Origin of the sequence: Massilia sp. GER05, from assembly GCF_052056005.1 — a bacterium.
Taxonomy (GTDB): Bacteria; Pseudomonadota; Gammaproteobacteria; order Burkholderiales; family Burkholderiaceae_D; genus Telluria; species Telluria orientalis.
In genome coordinates, this window is sequence record NZ_CP178858.1 from 601,910 (window position 1) to 623,480 (window position 21,571).

Annotated in this window: 11 protein-coding genes; 3 read left to right on the forward strand and 8 right to left on the reverse strand. The window is 68.5% G+C overall.

Features of this window, described 5'->3' with window-relative positions:
- The 5 genes from ACL58G_RS02695 to ACL58G_RS02715 form a co-directional block, all read right to left on the reverse strand.
- Nucleotides 1-996 carry an AAA family ATPase gene (locus ACL58G_RS02695; protein ID WP_440965021.1) on the reverse strand — a complete coding sequence of 332 codons (996 nt, stop codon included), beginning with the start codon at nt 994-996 and terminating at the stop codon, nt 1-3.
- Nucleotides 997-999: 3 nt separating this feature from the next.
- Nucleotides 1,000-1,620: a DUF4159 domain-containing protein gene (locus ACL58G_RS02700; protein ID WP_413386064.1), complete on the reverse strand. Its 621-nt coding sequence runs from the start codon at nt 1,618-1,620 to the stop codon at nt 1,000-1,002.
- Between the two features lie 5 nt (nt 1,621-1,625).
- Nucleotides 1,626-3,263, reverse strand: a complete 1,638-nt coding sequence (locus tag ACL58G_RS02705; RefSeq protein WP_440965024.1) for a TldD/PmbA family protein — start codon at nt 3,261-3,263, stop codon at nt 1,626-1,628.
- 126 nt (nt 3,264-3,389) lie between these two features.
- A complete protein-coding gene (locus tag ACL58G_RS02710) occupies nt 3,390-4,727 on the reverse strand; it encodes a TldD/PmbA family protein (RefSeq protein ID WP_413386062.1) in 1,338 nt (445 codons plus the stop codon).
- A 17-nt stretch (nt 4,728-4,744) separates the two neighbouring features.
- Nucleotides 4,745-6,382, reverse strand: a complete 1,638-nt coding sequence (locus tag ACL58G_RS02715; protein ID WP_413386061.1) for a TldD/PmbA family protein — start codon at nt 6,380-6,382, stop codon at nt 4,745-4,747.
- 373 nt (nt 6,383-6,755) lie between these two features.
- On the opposite strand from ACL58G_RS02715, the gene ACL58G_RS02720 reads away from it, so the two are divergent.
- Both ACL58G_RS02720 and ACL58G_RS02725 read left to right on the forward strand, forming a co-directional pair.
- On the forward strand, nt 6,756-8,345 hold the full coding sequence (locus ACL58G_RS02720) for a trypsin-like peptidase domain-containing protein (protein WP_440965026.1): 1,590 nt from the start codon (nt 6,756-6,758) through the stop codon (nt 8,343-8,345).
- Nucleotides 8,345-9,259, forward strand: a complete 915-nt coding sequence (locus ACL58G_RS02725) for a hypothetical protein (RefSeq protein WP_440965027.1) — start codon at nt 8,345-8,347, stop codon at nt 9,257-9,259. The genes ACL58G_RS02720 and ACL58G_RS02725 overlap by 1 nt, the downstream gene beginning before the upstream one ends.
- 113 nt (nt 9,260-9,372) lie before the next feature.
- Here ACL58G_RS02725 and ACL58G_RS02730 read toward each other — a convergent pair whose 3' ends face one another.
- The gene (locus ACL58G_RS02730; protein ID WP_413386057.1) at nt 9,373-10,995 is read right to left on the reverse strand and encodes a serine hydrolase; all 1,623 of its coding nucleotides are present in this window, start codon (nt 10,993-10,995) and stop codon (nt 9,373-9,375) included.
- A gap of 93 nt (nt 10,996-11,088) precedes the next feature.
- Here ACL58G_RS02730 and ACL58G_RS02735 point away from each other — a divergent pair, with 93 nt between their 5' ends.
- Nucleotides 11,089-11,664, forward strand: coding sequence for a TMEM165/GDT1 family protein (locus ACL58G_RS02735; protein WP_413339035.1), 576 nt, complete (start codon nt 11,089-11,091; stop codon nt 11,662-11,664).
- Here the strand turns inward: ACL58G_RS02735 and ACL58G_RS02740 are convergent.
- Together ACL58G_RS02740 and ACL58G_RS02745 are read right to left on the reverse strand one after the other, a co-directional pair.
- Nucleotides 11,661-13,298: a CehA/McbA family metallohydrolase gene (locus ACL58G_RS02740; protein ID WP_440965029.1), complete on the reverse strand. Its 1,638-nt coding sequence runs from the start codon at nt 13,296-13,298 to the stop codon at nt 11,661-11,663. The two genes, ACL58G_RS02735 and ACL58G_RS02740, sit on opposite strands and share 4 nt — an antisense overlap.
- Nucleotides 13,299-13,354: 56 nt before the next feature.
- The gene (locus ACL58G_RS02745) at nt 13,355-21,559 is read right to left on the reverse strand and encodes a GH36-type glycosyl hydrolase domain-containing protein (RefSeq protein ID WP_440965031.1); all 8,205 of its coding nucleotides are present in this window, start codon (nt 21,557-21,559) and stop codon (nt 13,355-13,357) included.
- Between the last annotated feature and the right edge of the window lie 12 nt (nt 21,560-21,571).

Below are 21,571 nucleotides of genomic sequence, written 5' to 3' on the forward strand. Positions count from 1 at the left end.
TTACTCGGCCCGGATGCCGGCGTGCAGCGCGGCGAGAATGTCCGCGATGGCGATGCCGTCCGCCTCGGCCTCGAAGTTGCGCAGCACGCGGTGCGCCAGTACGGGCAGCAGCATGGCTTTGACGTCGTCGCGCGTGACGGCGAGGCGGCCGTGCATCAGCGCGCGCGCCTTCGATGCCAGTACGAGGGCCTGGCCGGCGCGCGGGCCGGCACCCCAGCCGATGTGCTTGCGGATCGCTTCGACGGGCGAATCCGCCGGGCGCGTGGCGCGCACGAGGCGCGTCGCGTAGCGCAGCATCGACTCCGAGATCTCGATGTCGCGCACGAGCAGCTGCAGGCGCAGCAGCGTCTCCAGGTCCATCGCGGGATCGGCATCTGCCAGGCCGGCGTGCGTCGTCGCGCCGACCATCATCATCTCTTCGTCTTCGCTCGGGTAGCCGACGTCGATGCGCAGCAGGAAGCGGTCGAGCTGCGCTTCCGGCAGCGGATACGTGCCGGCCTGTTCGATCGGGTTTTGCGTCGCGAGCACGAAGAACGGTTTCGGCAGCTTGTGGGTCTGGCCGGCGAACGTCACGCTGCGTTCCTGCATCGCTTCCAGCAGCGCGGATTGCGTCTTTGGCGGCGCGCGGTTGATCTCGTCGGCGAGCAGCACCTGCGTGAACACGGGGCCCGGCTGGAAGCGGAACACGCGCTGGCGCGTGGCCTGGTCTTCTTCCAGGATCTCGGTGCCGACGATATCGGACGGCATCAGGTCGGGCGTGAACTGCACGCGCCGGAACTGCATGTCGGTCGCCTGCGCCAGCGATTTCACGAGCAGCGTCTTGCCGAGGCCCGGCACGCCCTCGACGAGCGCATGGCCGCCGCCCAGCAGGCACGTCACCAGCAGGTCGATCACGTCGCGCTGGCCGATGATCACGCGGCCCATGCTCGCCTTGAGCGCGTCCACCTTTGCCGCCAGGTCGGCGATCTCGTTCTCAGTCCATGCAGCTTCAGCCACTTGCTACGCTCCTAACGCATATTGAATGATGTTCACCGCGAAGCGGGTGTTGTCGACGGCGAGCCAGCGCTTGTTGCGGAAGTCGTAGTCCCACTCGCAGCCGTAGTCCTTGTTCGAGTACAGCACGCCGATGCGGCCACCCACCTCGATGGCGCGCAGGTATTCGTGCACGAGATCGTCGCCCCAGCCGTTCAGCTCCACCGACGTGTTGGGCGGACCGTCGAAGTGGAAGAAGCTGGAATACAGGCGGTGATTATTCGGGATCTTGTGCAGCGCCTTCGGGCCGAAGATGCGCGCCATCTCGGCCTCGAAGGATTTGGCGAACAGGCCGTCGATGTCGTGGTTGCAGTCGTCCACGAACACGAAGCCGCCGCCCTTCACGTAGCGCTCGAAGTTGCGCCGCTCGGCCGGCGTGAACTGCACGAGCTTGTGTCCGGCCAGGTAGCAGAACGGCGCTTCGAGCATCTTTGGATCCGCCAGGGCGACGATGCGCTCGGCGGTATCCACCCGCAATGTCGTGTACTCGACGAGCGAGTTCAGGACGTTGCTGGGCATGCGCTGGTCCACGTCCCAGTCGCCCGACTCGTACGTCAGCCGCGTGAAGTAGAAGTCGTACGTCGCCATTCTGTTCAGCCGATCCTGCGGCCCGTGTTGATCACGTTGATGCCGTTGAAGCGCGTCGTCGACGTGCCGTGCGAGACGGCGCTGACCTGGCTCGGCTGGCCCTTGCCGTCGAAGAAGGAGCCGCTCATGCGCCAGTCGCGCTCATCGCAGATCGCCGTGCACGCATTCCAGAAGTCCTGCGTGTTCGACTGGTACGCCACGTCTTCCAGCATCTGGCCGATCTTGCCGTCCTTGATCTCGAAGTACAGCTGGCCGCCGAACTGGAAGTTGTAGCGCTGCTGGTCGATCGAGTAGGAGCCGCGGCCGAGGATGTAGATGCCCTTCTTGACGTCCTTGACCATCTCGTCCGGGGTCATCTTCTGCGTACCGGGGACGAGCGACACGTTCGGCATGCGCTGGAACTGCACGTTGCTCCAGCTGTCCGCGTACGAGCAGCCGTGCGATTCCTTTTCGCCGATGATGTGCGCCTGGTCGCGCGTGGCCTGGTAGTTGACGAGGATGCCGTCCTTGATGATGTCCCAGCGCTTCGCGGGCACGCCTTCGTCGTCGTAGGCCACGGCGCCCAGCGAACCCGGCGCCGTCTTGTCGCCCGTGAAGTTGACGATCTTCGAGCCGAAGTTGAAGTTGCGCGACTCCCACTTGTCCAGCGTGCAGAAGCTCGTGCCGGCGTAATTGGCTTCGTAGCCCAGCACGCGGTCCAGCTCCGTCGGGTGGCCGACGGATTCGTGGATCGTCAGGAACAGGTTTTCCGGCGCCAGCACGAGGTCGTACTTGCCCGGGTCCACGCTCTTCGCCGTGAGCTTTTCGCGCGCCTGGCGGCCCGCGTTCTTCGCTTCCTCGACGATGTCGTAGCCGCCGTTGTACAGCGTGGCCACGCCGCCGGCCGCGCGCACCTTGTGCGCCGGCTTCGCGTCGAACCACTCGTAGCCCATGCCGACCGGCGGCGCCAGGCCCGCGCGCGAGCGGAATTTTCCCGTCGCCTTGTCGACCGCGGTCGCGTTGATCGGCGCCCACAGGCGGTGGATGTCCTGGTCGATGTACGAGCCGTCGGTCGATGCAAAATACTTCTGCTGGTTCACCTGGAACAGGTTCGCCGTCATGAAGCTGGCGCCGGCCGCGAGGCCCGCCTTGTTCGCGGCGATCAGCAGGTCGGCCTTGTCCTTCACGGGGACCGTGCGCCAGTCCTTCTTGATCGGCGTGGCCCACGCGACTTCGCCCACGCCTTTCACGGGTGCGAGCTGCACGGGTTCCGTCTGCAGCTTCGCGTTGGCCTTCGCGATGGCCACGGCCTGGCGCGCGGCGCCGGCGACGGCATCCGGGGTCAGGGAATTCGTGGCGGCGAAGCCGTAGGCGCCGGCGGCGATCACGCGTACGCCGATGCCCGTCGATTCGGTATTCGTCACGCTCTCGACGTTCAGGTCGCGCGTGGTGATGTACTGGTTCAGGTAGCGGCCGATGCGCACGTCGCAGTACGAGGCGCCCGCTTTTTTCGCGGCGTCCATCGCGGTATCGGCCAGCGACTTCTTGAAGCTCAACGCGAGGGGATTGAGCAGTTCCTCGGCGGCGATCGCATTGCCGAACACGGGGACCAGCATGGCGCCGGCCGTGCCGGCACCGATTTTGAGGAAGGTACGGCGTTCCATTAGATGCTCCGATAACACGTGGTCATGCGTAGGGTGGGCACCCTGTGCCCACGCGTGACGTATGCGTGATGCCGACGTTCGCGTGGGCTCGGGGAGCCCACCCTACGTCAACACGTACCGTTCTGATTAAACCGCGTCCGACAGCGACGTGAAGTTGAAGTCGCGTACCTTCATCGGCGGAATCAGCATCTGGAACGGCACCTCGTCGCCACCGATGACGACCGGCTTGCCGATCTCCTCGATGTTGTTGAGCATCGTGACGGGGCTCTCGTTGAAGCGGAAGTTCTTGATCGGGTACTTGATCTTGCCGTTCTCGATGTAGAACGTGCCGTCGCGCGTGAGACCGGTCAGCAGCACCGATTGCGGATCGACCATGCGGATGTACCACGTGCGGGTCACGAGCACGCCCTTCTTCGTGTTGGCGATCAGCTCCGCCGTCGACTTGTCCGTACCGGCCATGATGATGTTGCCCGGCGTGGCCGTCGCCGGCACGCCCTTCTTCTTGGCCCAGTACTGCGAGTAGTTCAGCGCATTGACCTTGCCGTCCTTGATCAGGTCCATGCGCTTGCGCGCGATGAGATTCTCGGTATCCCACGGCAGCACGGGCACGTCCGGGTTCCATGGGTCGGCCCAGATGTTGACCTGCTGGTCGAACAGCTTGTCGCCCAGGCGCGAGGCGCCGCCCTTCTTCGACAGGAAGCTGCGGCCTTCGTCGGTCTGGCGCGCGTCGAAGCCGAACAGCATGTAGCCGAGCAGCTCGGACGTGGCGGCCGGTTCCAGGATCACGGTGTAGCGGCCCGGTTCCAGCGCCTTCGCGTCGACGGAGCGCAGCGCCTTCTCGATCGCGACGTCGGCCGCTTCGCGCGCGTCGAACCTGTTCGCGTCGGTGGCCGAGCGCTTGACCCAGCCGGAGCCGCGGCCGTCTTCCGTGCGCACGGTGCAGGTGAAATCGAGGCTCGTCTGCTGCTGGTGGCCGTACACGCCGTTCGAGTTGGCCACGCTGGAGACCTGGTTACCGTCGGTGAAGAAGCCGGCGGCCACGAGCTTGTTCTTCTTGCACGCTTCGATCGCGTACGCCGCGGTCTGCGCGCGGAATTCCGGATCGATGGCGGCCGTCTTCGCGTTGAAGGTCTGCGACGCCTTGTAGTCCTGCTTCGACACGGCCGGCATGAATTCCGGATTTTCCGGCGCCAGGCGCGCGAGGTCCTCGGCGCGGCGCACGACTTTTTCCAGCGACTTGTCGTCGAATTCGTTGATGGTCGCGGTGCCCTGGCGCTTGCCGAAAGCGACCGTCACCGAGATGTTGGTGTCGTCCGCGAGGCCGGCGGTGGAGACCTGGTTGCGCGCGAAGCGGATGTTGCCGTTGCGGCTGCCGCTCACGGTGACGATGCATTCGTCCGCCTTCGAGAACGAGAGGACGCGGTCGGTGATGTGTTTGGTCTGTTCCTGGGTCAGGATGGTCATGGTCGTAGGTCCCTGCCTTAGCCGATCTTGCGGGCGGTGTTGATGACGTTGATGCCGTTGAAGCGCGCGGTCGACGACCCGTGCGACACGATGCTGATCTGCGGAGGCTGGCCCTTGCCGTCGAAGAAGGAGCCGCCCATGCGCCAATCGCGTTCGTCGCAGATCGCCGTGCACGCATTCCAGAAGTCCTGCGTGTTCGACTGGTACGCGACGTCTTCCAGCATCTGGCCGATCTTGCCGTTGTTGATCTCGTAGAACAGCTGGCCGCCGAACTGGAAGTTGTAGCGCTGCTGGTCGATCGAGAACGAACCGTCGCCCACAATGTAGATGCCCTTCTTGATGTCCTTGACCATCTCGTCCGGCGTGAGCTTCTTCTTCCCGGCCTGCAGCGAGACGTTCGGCATGCGCTGGAACTGCACGTTGCTCCAGCTGTCCGCGTACGAGCAGCCGTCCGATTCTTCCTTGCCGATGATGTGCGCCTGGTCGCGCGTGGCCTGGTAGCTGACGAGGATGCCGTCCTTGATGAGGTCCCAGCGCTTGGCCTTGACGCCTTCGTCGTCGTAGCCCACGTTGCCCAGCGAGCCGGGGGTCGTCTTGTCGGCGACGATGTTCACCAGCGGCGAGCCGTACTTGAACGACTTCGACTCCCATTTATCCAGCGTGGCGAAGCTGGTGCCGGCGTAGTTCGCCTCGTAGCCCAGCACGCGATCGAGCTCGGTCGGGTGGCCGACGGATTCGTGGATCGTCAGGTACAGGTGTTCCGGCGACAGCATCAGGTCATATTTACCCGGCGTGACCGACTTCGCGGTCAGCTTGCGCTTGGCGTCGCGGCCCGCGGCGCGCGCGTCCTCGACGATGTCGTACGATTTCGTGTACAGCGTGGCGACGCCGCCCGCCGCCTTGATCTTGTCTTCCTTGCGGGCGTCCAGGTATTCGTAGCCCATGCCGACCGGCGTCGACAGGCCGCTGCGCGAACGGAACTTGCCGCTGGCCTTGTCCACCGCGGTCGCGGAGAACGGCGCCCACAGGCGCTGCAGGTCCTGGTCGATGTACGAACCGTCGGTCGATGCGAAGTACTTCTGCTGGTTCACCTGGAACAGCATCGACTGCATGAAGCTCGCGCCGGCATCCATGCCCGCCTTGTTCGCCGCGATCAGCAGTTCGGCCTTTTCCTTGATCGGCACTGCGCGCCAGTCCTTGACGATCGGAGTCGCCCACGCCACCTCGCCCACGCCCTTGACCGGTGCGAGACGGACCGGCTCGGACTGCAGCTTCGCGTTCGCCTTGGCGATCGCCACCGCCTGGCGCGCTGCGCCCGCGATGCCGTCCGGGGTCATGTCGTTGGTGGCGGCGAAGCCGTACGCGCCGTTGCACACCACGCGCACGCCGACGCCGGCCGATTCCGTGTTCGTCACGTTCTCGACGTTCAGGTCGCGGGTGATGATGTACTGGTTGAGATAGCGGCCGATGCGCACATCGCAATAGCTCGCGCCGGCCCTGGTGGCGGCGTTCAGCGCGGTGTCGGCCAGCGCCTTCTTGGCCGCGATGGGCATCGCGGTGAGCAGCTCCTCGGCGGCGATGGCGTTGCCGAAGACGGGTACCAGCATGGCACCGGCGGTCCCGGCACCGATTTTAAGGAAGGTACGGCGTTCCATGGGTTCTCCTGAAATCACACACTTCTTTTTGGTCAGCGGCCCGGATTGCGGGCCGCTCCTTTTTTTACTGCGGGGTCGTGAAGCCGATGCACCTTAGCAGCAAGTTGACGTTTTGAATAGGCAATGTTCATGCCACGTGGCAGGCGGCGGATTTGCACGCGTTCCGGCGTTTTTCGGTGTCCGCGACTGTCCGCCCGGTGTCCGCGACAGGTGGGCCGGACACCTCGCATATGCATGCGTCATTACGCCTGGATACAACACGAGGTTACTGAATGGTTACGCGTGAGAATTCGTGCATTTTTACAGTTAAGCACCGTGTATATTGCGACGGCAACGTTTGCATGTCACATTTGCACACCAAAACAGGGATTCCATGAAGATCGTTCGCCTTGCAGCGGCCGCCGCAATCGCGCTGGCCAGCTGCACGCTCCAGGCCCAGGAAGTCAGCTTGGCCACCGCCCCGCCGACCGCACCGTCTACCGCACCGTCGACCGCACCGTCTACCGCACCGTCGACCGCAGTACTGCCCGTATCGCCTGCCGTCGAGAACTCGGTCGTCAAGATCTTCAGCACCCTGCGCCGCCCGGACCCGTTCAAGCCCTGGACCAAGGCCACGCCGCAAGAGATCACGGGATCGGGCGTGGTCATCGAGGGCAACCGGATCCTCACCAACGCCCACGTCGTCGGCTACGCCAGCCAGGTGCAGGTGCAGGCGAGCCAGGACGGCGACAAGGTCGGCGCCACCGTCGTGGCCATCGCGCGCGGCATGGACCTCGCGCTGCTGAAACTGGACGACGAATCGTTCTTCGACAAGCACCACCCGGTCAAGCGCACGAGCGTCCTGCCGGACGTGCGCGAAGCCGTGATGGCCTATGGCTATCCGATGGGCGGCACGTCGCTGTCCGTCACCAAGGGCATCGTCTCGCGCGTCGAATTCGTCCCCTACGGCTACGGCAGCGCGGGCCTGCGCGTGCAGATCGACGCGCCCATCAACCCCGGCAACAGCGGCGGTCCGGTGATCGACGGCGACAAGATGGTCGGCCTCGCGTTCTCGGTGGCGGCGAATGCCCAGAACATCGGCTACGTGATCCCGAACGAGGAAGTGGAGCTGTTCCTGCGCGACGTGGCCGACGGCCGCTACGACGGCAAGCCGCTGCTGCTGGACGATATCCAGACGCTGGAGAACCCGGTCCTGCGCCAGTACCTCAAGCTGGACAAGTCGGTCGACGGCGTCGTCGTGCACCGCCCGTACCGCAGCGATGCCGCGTATCCGCTGAAGGAATGGGACGTCATCACGCGCATCGGCGACTACCCCATCGACGACCAGGGCATGGTCAGGCTCGGGCCCAACCTGCGCGTGCGCTTCCAGTACCGCGTACAGCAGGTCGCGAAGAACGGCAAGGTACCGCTGACCATCGTCCGCGGCGGCAAGACCATGCAGGTGCAGGTGCCGGTGAACGGCCCGCGTCCCCTGCTGATTCCCCCGCTGGACGGCGACTATCCGTCGTACTTCGTGTACGGCCCGATCGTGTTCTCGCGCGCCACGGCCGAATACCTGTCCTTCATCAGCAACAACGCGCACCTGCTGAACGCCTACAGCTTCAACGCCAGCCCGCTGGTCACGCGCCGCGGCGACGAGCCGGACGCGCAGCGCGAAGAACTCGTCGTCATCAGCTCGCCGTTCTTCCCGCACAAGCTCGTGACGGGCTACAGCAACCGCTTCGGCTCCGTCGTCGAGTCGATCAACGGCGTTCCGGTACGCAGCCTGCGCCATTTGGTGGCCGTGCTGCGCGACCTGAAAGACGACCTCGTCGTGCTGCGCTTCGACCAGCGCCTGGGCGAGACGATGGTCCTGCCGCGCCAGGCGATGGTCGACGCCACGGAGGGCATCCTGCAGGACAACGGCATCCGCTCGCAAGGCTCGCAAGACATGCTGGACGTCTGGAACGGCAGGAAGAATTGATGGCGTCTGCACTTTCGTTACGCCGCGCCGCATTGGGCGCGGCCGTGCTGTCCGCCTGCGTGCCCTGCCTGGCCGCGGCCGCGCAACCGTTACCCACGCCGGCCCAGCTGGCCGCGCTGGCCTTTCCCGGCTGGAGCGAGAGCGCGGCCGGCCGCGTGCACAGCGCGGCCTTGCCGCCGCTTCCCGGCACCGGGCACGGCATCTACGCGGGCTGGAACGTGGGGCAGAACCGCGTACTCGTCGAACCGAAACTGGTGCTGCGCACGGACCCCACACACCTGACCCTCATCGCGGGCCTCGTGCCGGCCGGGGACGACGGCCGCTCCAGCGCCGTCCACGCGACGCCGCTGGCACTGGCTGCTTACCAGTTCGAACAGCATGGCGGCACGTGGGGCGTGCGTGGACGCCAGGGCATCTTCGCGCTGCGCGGCTTTTCCGGTGCCGCCGCCGTGCGCGAAGTCGCGCTGGCCGCGCGCCGCCCGGCCGTCGCGGTGGAATACGGCAGTTGCTGGCAGGGTTACTGCGGCACCTGGCTCGCCGTGTACGAAGTGGGCCGCGACGCCGTCCGGCGCGAGCCGGCCGTGGAGCTGGCACTGTCCGGCATCAACGTCGACAGCGCGGCGGATTGCCAGCGCCGCCTGGCTCCGCTCGTGAAGCCGCACGCGCAGGACCCCATCGCACGCGACGACGGCGGTGCGCCGGACACGCACGACTGCTATGCGATCGAGAGCAGCTGGAGCATCGACGCGACGCATGAGGGGCCGGGCGACCTGACCATCCACTACCAGGGGGCGATCAGCCGCGCGGAGTCGTATGCGGGGCCGCCGGCGGCGATCGACCAGAAGCAGGTGCTTCGGTACGGGAATGGGAAGTATCGGGCGATTTCAGGGTACTCGCCGGTGCCGGCGATTTAAATATACCGTCGTCCCCGCGCAGGCGGGGACCCAAGTTTATCTGAGTAGCCGCGCACACAAAATTGGCCCCCTGCCTTCGCAGGGGCGACGGTTCATGGGCCGCAGGTCGATAGTTATGGCACCGCCTTCTTCACCGGCGTGAAGTTCAGATCCTGGAAGTCGTAGCTGAAATCCGTCTCGGTCGAGATGGGCTGCATCCGCATCCGCTCGATGCTCCCGTCCGGGTTCAGTGCGAACGTGACGTACGCATCCGCATTGAAGTTGCGCTCCTTCCAGCGCACGATGAACGTGTCGTACTGGTAGTGTTCCAGTTCGCCCGTCAGGTCCGGCGTGCGCGACATCGTCAGGATCTGCCGGTTGCCCTCGTGCCGGATTGTCGCGATGCCGTACCAAGGATCCTGGTACTCGCCGTCGTACGCCGTGCGCGCCAGCGACGGCTGCGACTTCGCCGCGCGCGCGGCGTTCGCCTTGCCTATGCGCGCCAGTTCCTTCGCGTGGTTCTCGTCCTCGACGGCTTTCACGATGCCGATCCAGTCGGTCGCCGCGGCCGGGTTCAGCATGCGGTCGAGCAGCTGGTACTGCAGCGCGTTCAGCGAACCGCCGCTTTCCGCATTGGTCAGGATGGCGATGCCCAGCTTCGCATCCGGCACGAGCACCACCTTCGAATAAAAGCCCTGCAGCGCGCCGCTGTGCATCGCGACCAGCCTGCCCTGCCAGTCGCGCAGCTGGAAGCCGAGGCCATACGCGAGGAAGTTCGGGCGCGTGGCGGCCAGCTTGGGATCGGGCTCGCTGATGCGCATCGGCGTCTGCGCCGTCCACATCTCGCGCGCCTGCTTCGCACTGTACAGGCGGATCTCCTTCCCGTTCGCGTCCGTGCCCACCTTGCCGCCCGCCAGCAGCACGTTCATCCAGCGCGCGATGTCCTCGGCATTCGTATTGATGCCGACGGCGCCCACGGCGTTCGGCACCGGCATCGCCTTCACGGCCGCGATCCTGTCGTTGATCTTGCTGTGGGCATTCGCCACGTCCGGATTGCCCGCGCTTTCCGCGAGGCTCGTCGTCGTGGAGACCATGCCGACCGGCGCCAGGATGCGCTCGTGGATCGTCTCGCCCCACGTCTTGCCTGACTTGGCCGCGATGATCTTGCCGGCCACGATGTACAGCAGGTTGTCGTACGCATAGCTGCTGCGGAAGCTCGTGGCGGGGCGGATGAAGCGCAGCTTGTGGATGATCTCGTCGGTCGAGAAATTCGTCGTGGGCCACCACAGCAGGTCGCCGGCGCCGAGCCCCAGGCCGCTGCGGTGCGTGAGCAGGTCGCGCACCGTCATCTCGTGCGTGACGTACGCGTCGTACATCTGGAAGTCCGGCAGGTGCTGCGTGACCGGATCGTCCCACGCGAGCTTGCCTTCGTCGACGAGCATCGCCAGCGCGGCCGCCGTGAAGGCCTTCGAGTTCGACGCGACTTCGAACAGCGTCTTCGCATCGACCTTGTCCGGCGCGCCCAGCTTGCGCACGCCGAAGCCCTGCGTGGCGACGACCTTGCCGTCCTTGACGATGGCGATCGCGATGCCGGGCACGTCGAACAGCTTCATCGTGCGTTCGACGTCGGTGGCCAGCCGGGCGTTCAGGGCTGAGGCATCCTGCGTAATGACAGATGCGGCGGGGGCGGTGGCGGGTGTCTGCGCCAGTGCGGCGCCGGAGAAAGCGAGCAGGATCGCTGCTGCGATGCGGGTCATGGATTGCACTCTTGGATTCCTCGGATGGTGGAAGCGCGGGGCAGGATAGCATGTTCGCGTCGGCGCCACACCTCTGCTATGATCCGCCTTTCCATGGATGCCTTCCTCGTTTCCACCGGCATCGTCGCCCTCGCCGAAATCGGCGACAAGACGCAGTTGCTGGCCTTCCTCCTTGCCGCACGCTTCCGCCGTCCGCTGCCCATCGTGGCCGGCATCTTCGTCGCGACCGTCGCCAACCACGCCTTCGCCGCCGCCGTCGGCGCGCTCGTGAGCCGCCTGCTCGGCCCAGACGTCATGCGCTGGGTGCTGGGCATCGTCTTCCTCGGCATGGCCGCCTGGATCATGGTGCCGGACAAGGTGGACGAGGACGAGACGCCGCTGGCGCGCTTCGGCGTTTTTCTGACCACCGTGCTCGCGTTCTTCGTCGCCGAGATGGGCGACAAGACGCAGGTTGCGACCGTCGCCCTGGCGGCGCGCTACTCGTCCGCCGTGGCGGTGGTCGCCGGCACGACGCTCGGCATGATGCTCGCGAACGTGCCGGCCGTGTACTTCGGCGACCGGATCGCCGGACGTGTGCCTCTCAAGCTGGTGCACGGCCTGGCGGCGCTGATCTTCGCCGTGCTGGGCATCGCCACCCTGTTCGGCGCGGGACGCAGCCTGGGCTTCTAGGGCTGCTGCGTCACCCAGACCGGGGCCGACCACAGGATCTTGCCGTCGTCCTGCGTCACCTTCGCATAATAGAAATGCGCGCCCGGCGAAGGCGCTGTCGTGACGTCGGCCTTGTCGGACAGCTGGCTCACGTCGCCGTTGCGTCCCGGGACGCCTTCGATGATCGCCACCGTCGCGGCCTGCCGGCCCGCCGCGCTGGCGTAGGCGACCTGCAGCCGCAGCGCGCCCGTATTGTCGAAACGCTCGCCCATCAGGTGGCCGTTTGCGGTGAGGACCACCTGCGCATCCTTGTCCATCGTCGCGAACACGCGGCGCGCGCGCACGGCCTCGAGGAAGCTGGCGCGCGTCAGCGGCACGCCGTTCGGGATCAACACGGCGCTGCGGTTGCTGTACGACGCGCCCCAGTTGGCGCAGTGGTTGTCCTGGTTGCTGCTGAACGCCACGTGGTAACCCGCTTCCAGCAGCTTGTTGCAGGCCAGTTCGAAAGTGCTGCGCCGCGTTTCGCCCTCGTTCTCGCTGACGGAGAACGCGGTGCTGTTGACCACTTCGCACAAGGCCATCACGGCGTCGCCGTCGGGCGTGTAGGCGAGCGGCGTGCCGTTCACGGTGAACTGGCCGGTCGGCGCGGGATGGTTGAACTGGCCGGTCAGGCCGCGCTGGCGCATCAGGGCGTACAGCGCAGCGTAGTCGCTCTTGGCCGTTGGTGTGTCCGCAAGCAGCTCGCCCTTCCCGTTCTTTTCCCAGCCGAGCAGTTCGTCGCTGTCGAAGATGTTCAGGTGACCGCCGTTGCCGATCACGCCCCATTCCATGCCGTACAGCGCGATGAAGCCCGGATTCGCATCCGAATAATCGCGCGCCGTCTTCAGGCCGGCGTGGTACAGCGCCTTCGCCTGCGCGGGATCGGCATCGAGGTTCGTGCCGTCCGAGCCGTCGTACATGTGGTTGTGCTCCGAGACCATCAGGATGTCCAGGCCGTGCCTGCGCGCATACGGGTAGGCGACATCCGGACCGTAGGGCGCCGTCTGCGGATCCTGCGCGCCGTGGCAGTTGTCGACGGGGCCGCCGCCGTCGCTGTCGCGCGTCTGGCTGTGCAGGTTGCCGTAATAGACCGTGTACGGCAGCGCGCCCGGCGCCGGCATGGCCATCATGGGTGCGCGTCCCGTCGGCAGCGGAGAAAACGCGGGCAGCGCGGGCGCCGGCACGGTGCCGACGGCGATGTCCCAGGCCTGGTCGGCCGTCTCGCTGCCGCTGGCGGCATGCAGGCGTACGCGGTAGATGCCGGATGCGGGCCGGCGGCCGGCGAGCATGCCCTGCCAGCGCACGGCCACGACACGCGACTGTGCACCCGGCGGCGTACCGCCCAGCGCGAGCCGCCCCTGCCATTGGGCGACGCGGCGGCCAGACGGCGCGACGAGTTCCAGGCGCCATGTCACGGGACGACGCGCGTGCAGGCCAGGATAGTTGAACGACAAGGTGAACGAGCGCGCATCGCGAACGTCGCCGCGGTACGGCGCGAGCAGGGTCGCGTCGAACTCGCGGTGTTCGAGCGTCGCGGCCGACGCAGAGCCAAGCCAAGGGTTGAACACGCCGGCCGCGGCCAGCACCAGGGAGAGAGTGGGGATCGAGGTTTTCATGATGCAATTTTTGCAATTGCATGCATGTCGGCCTTGATCCGCAACTCATAAAATTGTCAGTTAGACATTAACTTATTGACAAAATTTAAGGGTTTATCCATTTGCATGTCGTCGTGGCGGGAAGCCACGTGCAGTTCCACCTCGTGCGTCCGGCCGTCGTCCACCAGCGCGATCGTATTGCCCTGCTGCGCCACCCCGTCCACCTGGAGCAGCGGCTCGTCCGCGCGCCGCACGGCGATCGTGTACTGGCTGCCGCGGTAGCGGTAGTGTAGACGGAAGCCTTCCCAGTTGGCGGGCAGGCGTGGCATCAAGGTCAAGGTTTCGCCGGCGCGCGTCACCCCGAGCAACGATTCGACGATCAACCGATACATCCAGCCGGCCGAGCCCGCGTACCAGCTTGCCGTCATCACGTACGGCGCCGTGTGCTCGGCCGGAACGAGCCTGCGCGCCAGCGCCCACGCGCGCTCCGTGTCGCCCAGGTGCGCGAACGCCATCGCCGCCCAGATCGCCGCCTGCGTGTCCTGGGCGCCGCCGTCCTCGCGCACGAGATGCGCGTCCACCGCCTCCATCGCGATGCGCGCGCGGTCCCGGTCGGCCGCGCCGGACAGCACGGCCCAGCTTTGCGTGGCCGCATCGATGCCGCTCGCGCTGTCGTCGCCATGCGCGCGCCGGTACCAGGCGCCGTCCCACGCGTTGCCGTCGAGGTTGTGCGCGAGGACCTGGGCCGCGCTGCGGCACGTCGTGCAGAAACCGTAATCGCCGCGGCGGTCGGCGAGCTCCGCGAAGCGGCACAGCACGTCGTACAGGAAGAACCCGAGCCGGACGCTCTCGCCAACGCCACCCGCCCCCGGCGGCAGGCCGTGCGGCCCGAACACGAGGGCACGGCGCAGCGCGCGCACGCAGTGTTCGTAGATGCTGGCCTGTTCCTGCGAACGCTCGGGCAGGTCGCAATACGCCGCCTCGTCCTGCCTGAGCGCACGGCCTTCGATGAACGGCGCGATCTCGTCCAGCAGCGCGTAGTCGCCCGTCACGCCCACATAGCGGTGCACCGCGAGCGGCAACCACAGGGCGTCGTCCGTGCAGCGCGTGCGCTCGCCGCGGCCCGTCGGCGGATGCCACCAGTGCTGCACGTCGCCTTCGACGAACTGATGGCCGGCGAACAGCAGGATGTGGTCGCGCAGCAGTTCCGGACGCACGTGCACGGCCGCCATCGCATCCTGCAGCTGGTCGCCGAAACGGTACGCGCCGACCGACTGGTCATGGCTCGTGCGCGCCCACATGCGGCATGCGATCGCCTGCACCATCAGCCAGCCGTTGACGAGAACGTCGAACGCCGGTTCCGGCGTCTCGATGCGGACGGCGCCCAGCGTGTCGTCCCAGAAGTCGCGCACGCGCGCCAGGTCGGCGGCGGCGGTCACGGCACCGCTGTGGCGCTGGACCATGCCGGTGGCGTCCAGGTTGCGGCGTCCTCCCACGCCGAGCATGAACACGAGTTCCTGTTCTTCTCCCGGCGCCAGGTCGACGACGGTCTGCAGCGCCGCGCACGGATCGAGCGCGGCGCCGCTGCGGCCGGACAAGGTCGTGCGCCCGAGCGCGGCCGGATTGGCGAGACTGCCGTCGCGGCCGATGAATTCCGCGCGGTCGCAGGTAAACGCCACGTGCTCGGCATCGAGGTGGAAGAACGCGACGCGGCCCGCGAAATCCCCGTTCCACGCGTTGCGGGCAAACAGCGCGCCGCTGACGGGATCCTGCTCCGTCACCACGTGCGGCGCGGCATCCGCGCGCAGCTCGCCCAGCACCCACTCCACGTAACCCGTGACGGACAGGCGCCGCGCCGTGGCCCCGTCGTTGCGCAGCTTGAGCACGATGTGTTTCAGCGGCGCGTCCAGCGCCACATACGTCAGCAGCTCGCTGTGGATGCCGTGCGCCGCGTGTTCGAACACGCTGTAGCCGAAGCCGTGGCGCGTGACGTAGCCGGCGCCGGAGGGTGCCGGCAGCGCCGTCGGCGACCAGAACACGCCCGTCTGCTCGTCGCGCAGATAAAACACTTCGCCGCCGCGGCCGGCCACGGCATCGTCGTCCCACGGCGTCAGGCGGAATTCATGGGCATTCTGGTTCCAGCTGTACGCCTGGCCGCTTTCCGAGATCACCGTGCCGAACATCGGGCTCGCCAGCACGTTGACCCACGGCGTGGGCGTGTGCCGGCCCGGGCCCGTACGGATGACGTATTCGCGCCCGTCGGCCGTAAAGCCGCCGGTGCCGCCGTCCTGCACGAGTTTCTGCGTGGCCGGCGCGGTCTCTTCGTCCTGGCCCGGCGCCGCGGTCGGCACGAGCGCCGGCGGCAGCTCGGCCTTGCGCGCGGCCGCGCGGCGCAGTTGTTCGGCGAGGCTCCCCTGGTCGTCCGCCAGGACCACGCGCGCCGCGGCCTGCATCAGCATGCGGTCTTCCAGCGACAGCTGCTCGGACGTGCACACGTACACGCCGCCCGCGCCGGGCAGCCGCATGACCTCGTCCTGCAGCGCCGCCGGGCCGTCGCACCAGACCACGAGGTTCGCGGCGAGTCCCTTCGCGCGCCACCACGCATACGCCTGGACCGCCTGGCGCGCGAGGCCGAGGTTGGCGGCGTCGCGCAGGTGCAGCAGCGCGAGCGGACGGTCGCCCGGAATGCCGAGGGCTTCCAGGTCGGCGCGGCCGTACTGGTTGCGCGCGATGACGGCCGGGTCGGCGCGCAGCGCGGGCTGCGGACACAGCACGCTGCCGGCCAGGCGCGCGTACAACTGGGCGTCCGCCTCGCTCGCGTTCAACTGGCGCAGCATGACCTGGCCGTGCGTCCATGCGAGTTCGGGCACGCGGTCGGCCACCTGGCGGTCGCGGTATTTGTCGATCAGGCGCAGCGCGTGGTCGCGCGTCTCGGCCACGCCCAGCACGATGTCGACGGTCGCTTCCTGGTGCGGCGCCAGCGCCAGGATGCGGCGGATCGCCAGCGCGGGATCGGACACGGCGCCGTCCAGGCCGCCCAGCGGCGCGCGGCCCTCCAGCGCGGCGGGATGCGTCCGGCTCCGTCCGCGGCCGATGAAGTGCGCGCGGTCCGTCCCGAACTGGGCCGCGGGCGCGTCCGCGCCGTGCACCGTCATCACGTTCAGCAGCCATGCCTGCCCACGCGCGCACACGAGCGCGTCGCGCTCCGCCAGGATCTCCATCTGCACGGTGGCCGGCGCCACCTCCGCGTAGCTCGTCAGTTCGATCGTGCGCGTCGTGCCCGTCCGGTTGGCGATGCGCAGGCGGCGCAGTTCGACGTCGTCGTCGGGCGCGACGACGATCTCCGTGTGCAGTTCGATGCCGTGGTCGCGCCGGCGGAATGCCGCGCGGCCTTCGGAGAACCGGGCTTCGTCATGCTCGGGCCGCGCCAGCGTGGGCCGCCACGTGTTCGACCACACGGCGCCGCTGTCCACGTCGCGCACGTAGCAGACATGGCCGCTGTCGCCGGCGGTCGGATCCGCGCGCCAGCGCGTGACGGCCACGTCGCGCCACGCGCTGTAGCCGGCGCCGCTCGCCGTCACCAGCGCGTGGTAGCGGCCGTTGGACAGCAGTTGCACGTCCTGCGGCGCGGCATCCGGCTGCGTCACCGTGCGCGCCGTCGTGGCGGTGTCGGGTGCGCGCGGACGCGTGTCGTCGACCTCCACGTGGCGCCCCGCGGCGGCGTGCGGCACCGGTTCCTGCAGCAGCGGCAACGCGGCCAGGAACTGCGGTTCGGCGGCGAAGCGGCGCTGCATCGGCCGGTCGTGCAGCAGGCAGGACAGCGCCAGCAAACCCATGCCCTGGTGGTGCGCCATGAACGCGCGCACGATCGCATGGGCCTGGCCTGCGGGCCGCCGTGCCGGCGTGTAGTCGACGGCTTCATAGAAACCGTAGCGGCCCGTGAAGCCCAGCTGCGCCATGCGTTCCAGGTTGGCGCAGGCGCGCTCCGGCTCGACCATCAGCGCCAGCAGCGCGGCATACGGCGCGACGACGAGGTCCTCGCCCGATACCCGTTGCGTGCCGCGCCGTGTACCCACCTCGGGTATGCCGAAGGCGCGGTACTGGTAATGCAAAGCGGCGTCCATCGCGTTGTAGCCGGAAGCCGCAAAACCCCACGGCACGTCGCGGCGGCGGCCGTATTCCGCCTGCGCGCGGACGATGCCCCGGTACGTCCGGTCCAGCAGCGTGTCGCGGTACGCCGGCATCACCAACAGCGGCGCCAGGTAGTCGTCGAGCGCGCCGTCCGGCGACAGCAGCACCGGGTGGCCGTACGCGCGGCACATCTGGCGGCCCAGCGCGGTCCAGTGTTCCTGCGGCAGCTGGCCGCGCGCGATGCCGGTGAAGCTGGCCAGGCGGGCATTCGATGCGAGCAATCCCGTGTCCGCGTCGGCCAGCAGACCGAAATCCATATCCGCGCACGCACGCGCGGCGCGGGCCAGTCGCGCGATCTCCTGCAGGCGCACCCGCGCGTTCGTGCTGCCTTCCTCGACAAGCCCGGCCAGCAGCAGCTGGCGCGTGCGCTCGTCCGGTTCCAGGTCATCGCCCGGCCCCTTCATGCCGAAGCCGGCCAGCTCGCGCACTGTCGGGATGCGGGTGAGGCTCGAATCGATCACGTATTCCTGCACGACGCGCATCCACGGCGCCATCGCCAGCAGGTCCGCCTGCGCGGCCGCCGTTTGCCGCGCCAGCCTGCCGGCCCAGTCGCGCAGCTGCGGATCGGCGTCGTCCGGCACGGCGGCGCACAACGCCTCGGCGTCGCGCGCCAGCGTCTGCAGGCAATCGGCGAGGCCCGGCAAGGTGCCCGCATTGCGGCAGCGCTCCGGCGAAAGGTGCAGGCGCAGCGCGCCGATCGCCTCGCGCACGGCGGGCACGGCGTGTTCGTCGGCGACGTCGAGCGTGTCGCGGATGCCGTCCAGTGCGCGGCTGGAGGCGATGGGCTCGTCGGCCAGCCGCTCCAGGCCGGCGGCCAGCGTGAGCAGGTGCGCCGCCAGGTTGCCGCTGCCGGCGATAGCCGTGGACAGCGGCTCCAGCGTGCGCGTATCGTACGCGTCGTGGAAGTGGCCGCGCTGGCGTTCCAGCCGGCCCATCGTCTGGAGTGTCGCGCGCGTGCGCGCCAGCAGGTCGCCCGTGGGCGCGTAGCCGAAGTCCCAGGCCGTCATGTTGGCCAGCAGCGCGAAGCCCATGCTTGCGGACGACGTGCGATGCGCGACGACGGGAGCCGGGTGTTCCTGCAAGTGGTCGGGCGGCAGCCAGTTGCTCTCCGCCGTGACGTGGTCTTCGAAGAATGCCCACGTGCGGCGCGCCGTCGTGCGCAGGAAGCGGCGCTGCGCATCCGCCAGGTGCGGTGCGTGACGCGCGGCCGGCAGGCTGACCCACCATGCGAGCACGGGCGACAGGAACCACAGCAGCAGGAGGGGCGCTGCCGCGAACAGCGCGAGCGGATTCGCAAAGCTGAGCAGCACGGCGACGCCCACCGCGAACGCGGGCGCGAACCACATGTTCCGCCAGTTCGACTCCATGTCCGTGCTGGAGCGCGACAGCGTGGGCGCGCGCCACTCCAGGCGCAGCCGTTTCGACACGAGCATGCGCCACGCGCCGCGCGCGATCGCGTCCACGCTGTAGCTGGCCTCGTGCGGCAGGAAGGCCATGTCCAGCAGCGCGTGATAGAGGCCGATGCGCGCGTCGTGCGCGCAGTGCCGCAGGTGCACGCCGGGGGCGACGTCGTGCGGCTTGTCGGCCAGGGCGACGAGCGTGCGCAGCGCGAACGGCACGAAGAACACGGCCAGCACGGCCGCGGTCCAGAACGCGGGCGCCGGCAGCAGCGCCCAGCACAGCACCAGCAGGATGCAAAGTGTGGGCGCGACGAGGCTGCGGCGCAGGTTGTCGAACAGCTTCCAGCGCGCCAGCGGCGGCAACGGATTCGCTTCGCGGCTGCCGTCCGCCCTCGGCACGCGGTCGCGCAGCCAGCCGGCCAGTTGCCAGTCGCCGCGGATCTGGCGGTGGCGCCGGGCGACGTCGTCGCTGTAGCGCGGCGGGCATGGCGTCACGAGGTGGGCGTCGCCCAGCAGGCCGGCACGCAGGTAGCTGCCTTCCAGCAGGTCGTGCGACAGCACCCGGTCGTCCGGCAGGCGGCCGCGCAGCACGCGGTCGGCCACCGCCACGTCGTAGATGCCCTGGCCCGCGAACGTGCCTTCGCCGAACAGATCCTGCTCGATGCCGGGTGCGCCGCCGCACAGGCGTTCGTAGCGCGACGCGTGTTCCGGCGGCAGCGCGGCCGTCATGCGCGGCTGCAGCAGGCCGTGACCGGCCATCACGCGCCGGCCACCATCATCGAGCACGGGGCGATTGAGCGGATGCGCCATCGCGGCGACGAAAGCGCGGGCGGCGTCGCGCGGCAGCCCGGTGCCGGCGTCCAAGGTGATCACGTAACGGATCTCGTCCACGCCGTCGACGGGCCCCTCGATCACGGCGAACGGCGCGCGCTCGCCGCGCAGCAGGAACGCGTTCAGGTCTTCCAGCTTGCCGCGCTTGCGGTCGCGGCCGATCCAGGCGCCCTCGCCCTCGCTCCACGTGCGCTGGCGGTGCAGCAGCAGGAACGGCCGGCACTTCCCATACTTCGCATTCAGCGCGGCGATGCCGGCGCGCGCCTGTTCGATCAGGTCGGCGTCGCCGTACACCTCCTGCCGCGGCGCGTCGGCCAGGTCGGTCAGAAGGCAAAAGCGCAGGTGCGGATCGCGGTTGGCGAGGTAGTGCACTTCCAGCGACTCGACGAGGGCCGCCACGTTGTCGCGGCCGTACAGCAGCGCGGGCACGACGACGATGGCGCGCGCGTCCAGCGGGATGCCGGCCCCGAAATCCATGCGCGGCAGCGGCGCCGGCGCGACGAGCCGCGCGGCCATCAGGTCGACGAGGGCCAATGCCAGCCGGCTCGCACCGAGGGCGCCCAGCAGGCCGATCGCGACGAGCAGTGCGGGACTGGCGCCGTCCTGCGCCGCGTGGACCACGGTGGCACCCGCGAACAGCGCGGTGCACGCGCCGACGGCGCCCAGGTAGGCCGGCAGCGCGCGCACGCGTCGGGGGCGCAGGTTCAGCCGCTGTTTCAGCTGCGGCAACCCGTCGCCGGCCAGGTAAAAGCCGACGTGGCGCCGGCGCGCGTCATGCCCTTCCGCCGCCAGCGCCAGCGCTTCCGTCGCCACTTCGATCTCGCGCCGGCCGGCGTCCCGCGCGAGGCGCCCGACCACGTGGCGGTAATGGTCGCGCGTGGCACCGTCCATGCGGCCGTAGACGCCGGCCGGGTCGCCGCGCAGCGCCTGCTCGACGGCGCTCATCGTCTCGGTGAATTCGCGCCAGTCCATGCTGCCCAGCAGGCGCAGGCTAGCGATGGAATTCGTCACCGAGACGTCGTCGGCGGCCTGCTGCGTGACGTCGGCCTGCATCGCCTGGTCGATCGTGCGGCCTTCGTCCGCGAGGCGCGTGGCAATCCATTGCAAGGCCTGGGTGAGCGGGCCGCCGCGTCCCTGCAGCCGGCGCGCGAGTTCGGCCACGAAGCCGGAGCTCATCGGCTGCACGTCGCGCACCATGTCGGCCACGACGAGGATCAGGTCACCGGGACGCTCCTCGGCCCGCGCCGTCATGCGGTCGGCCCAGCGGTTGGCCTGCACGCGCTGGCGCCGTGTGTCCGCCTGGCGCACGGCGAGGCGGCGCAGGTTCTCGATCAGCACGAGGCGCAGCATGGCCGGCAGCGCCGCCAGTTCCGCCAGCGCCAGCGGCGCGCCTTCCTGGTACGCGGCGACGAAGCGCGCGAGGCTTTCCGCGTCCAGCCGGCCGTCGCCATGCGCGATCACGTCCAGCGCCAGCTGGTACACGCGCGGGTTGCCCGGCGCATCGGCGTCCTGCAGGCGGGGCAGCGCGCAGCAGTCGTCGTCGGGGAGATGGCGGCGCGCGAGGCGGACGTGGTCGTCGATCAGCCAGGCATGGTCGAGCAGCGCGTCGGCTGCCGGCGGCAGGCGCACGCCCGCGCGGGCGGCGCGCGCGAGGCCGGCGCAGGCGTCGGCGATGACGGCGGCATTGTCGTCCAGGCGGTCCAGCAGGCGGTCGCTGCCCGGCGCGTCGGCCAGTTGATGGCGCGCGGCGAGGCGGCGGCCGTGGACGGCCATCTGGGCGGCGGAAAACAGTTCGGCGCGCAGCGGGGCGTCGTCATCGGCGAAGCCGGCTGCGGGCGGCAGCGCTTTTTCTTCTTTCAACAGGAACCTCGT

Bases quoted from the DNA above. Each gene is read 5' to 3' on its own strand.
- ACL58G_RS02700 (WP_413386064.1), bottom strand. From the start codon at position 1,620: ATGGCGACGTACGACTTCTACTTCACGCGGCTGACGTACGAGTCGGGC.
- ACL58G_RS02705 (WP_440965024.1), bottom strand. From the start codon at position 3,263: ATGGAACGCCGTACCTTCCTCAAAATCGGTGCCGGCACGGCCGGCGCC.
- ACL58G_RS02710 (WP_413386062.1), bottom strand. From the start codon at position 4,727: ATGACCATCCTGACCCAGGAACAGACCAAACACATCACCGACCGCGTC.
- ACL58G_RS02715 (WP_413386061.1), bottom strand. From the start codon at position 6,382: ATGGAACGCCGTACCTTCCTTAAAATCGGTGCCGGGACCGCCGGTGCC.
- ACL58G_RS02720 (WP_440965026.1), top strand. From the start codon at position 6,756: ATGAAGATCGTTCGCCTTGCAGCGGCCGCCGCAATCGCGCTGGCCAGC.
- ACL58G_RS02725 (WP_440965027.1), top strand. From the start codon at position 8,345: ATGGCGTCTGCACTTTCGTTACGCCGCGCCGCATTGGGCGCGGCCGTG.
- ACL58G_RS02730 (WP_413386057.1), bottom strand. From the start codon at position 10,995: ATGACCCGCATCGCAGCAGCGATCCTGCTCGCTTTCTCCGGCGCCGCA.
- ACL58G_RS02735 (WP_413339035.1), top strand. From the start codon at position 11,089: ATGGATGCCTTCCTCGTTTCCACCGGCATCGTCGCCCTCGCCGAAATC.
- ACL58G_RS02740 (WP_440965029.1), bottom strand. From the start codon at position 13,298: ATGAAAACCTCGATCCCCACTCTCTCCCTGGTGCTGGCCGCGGCCGGC.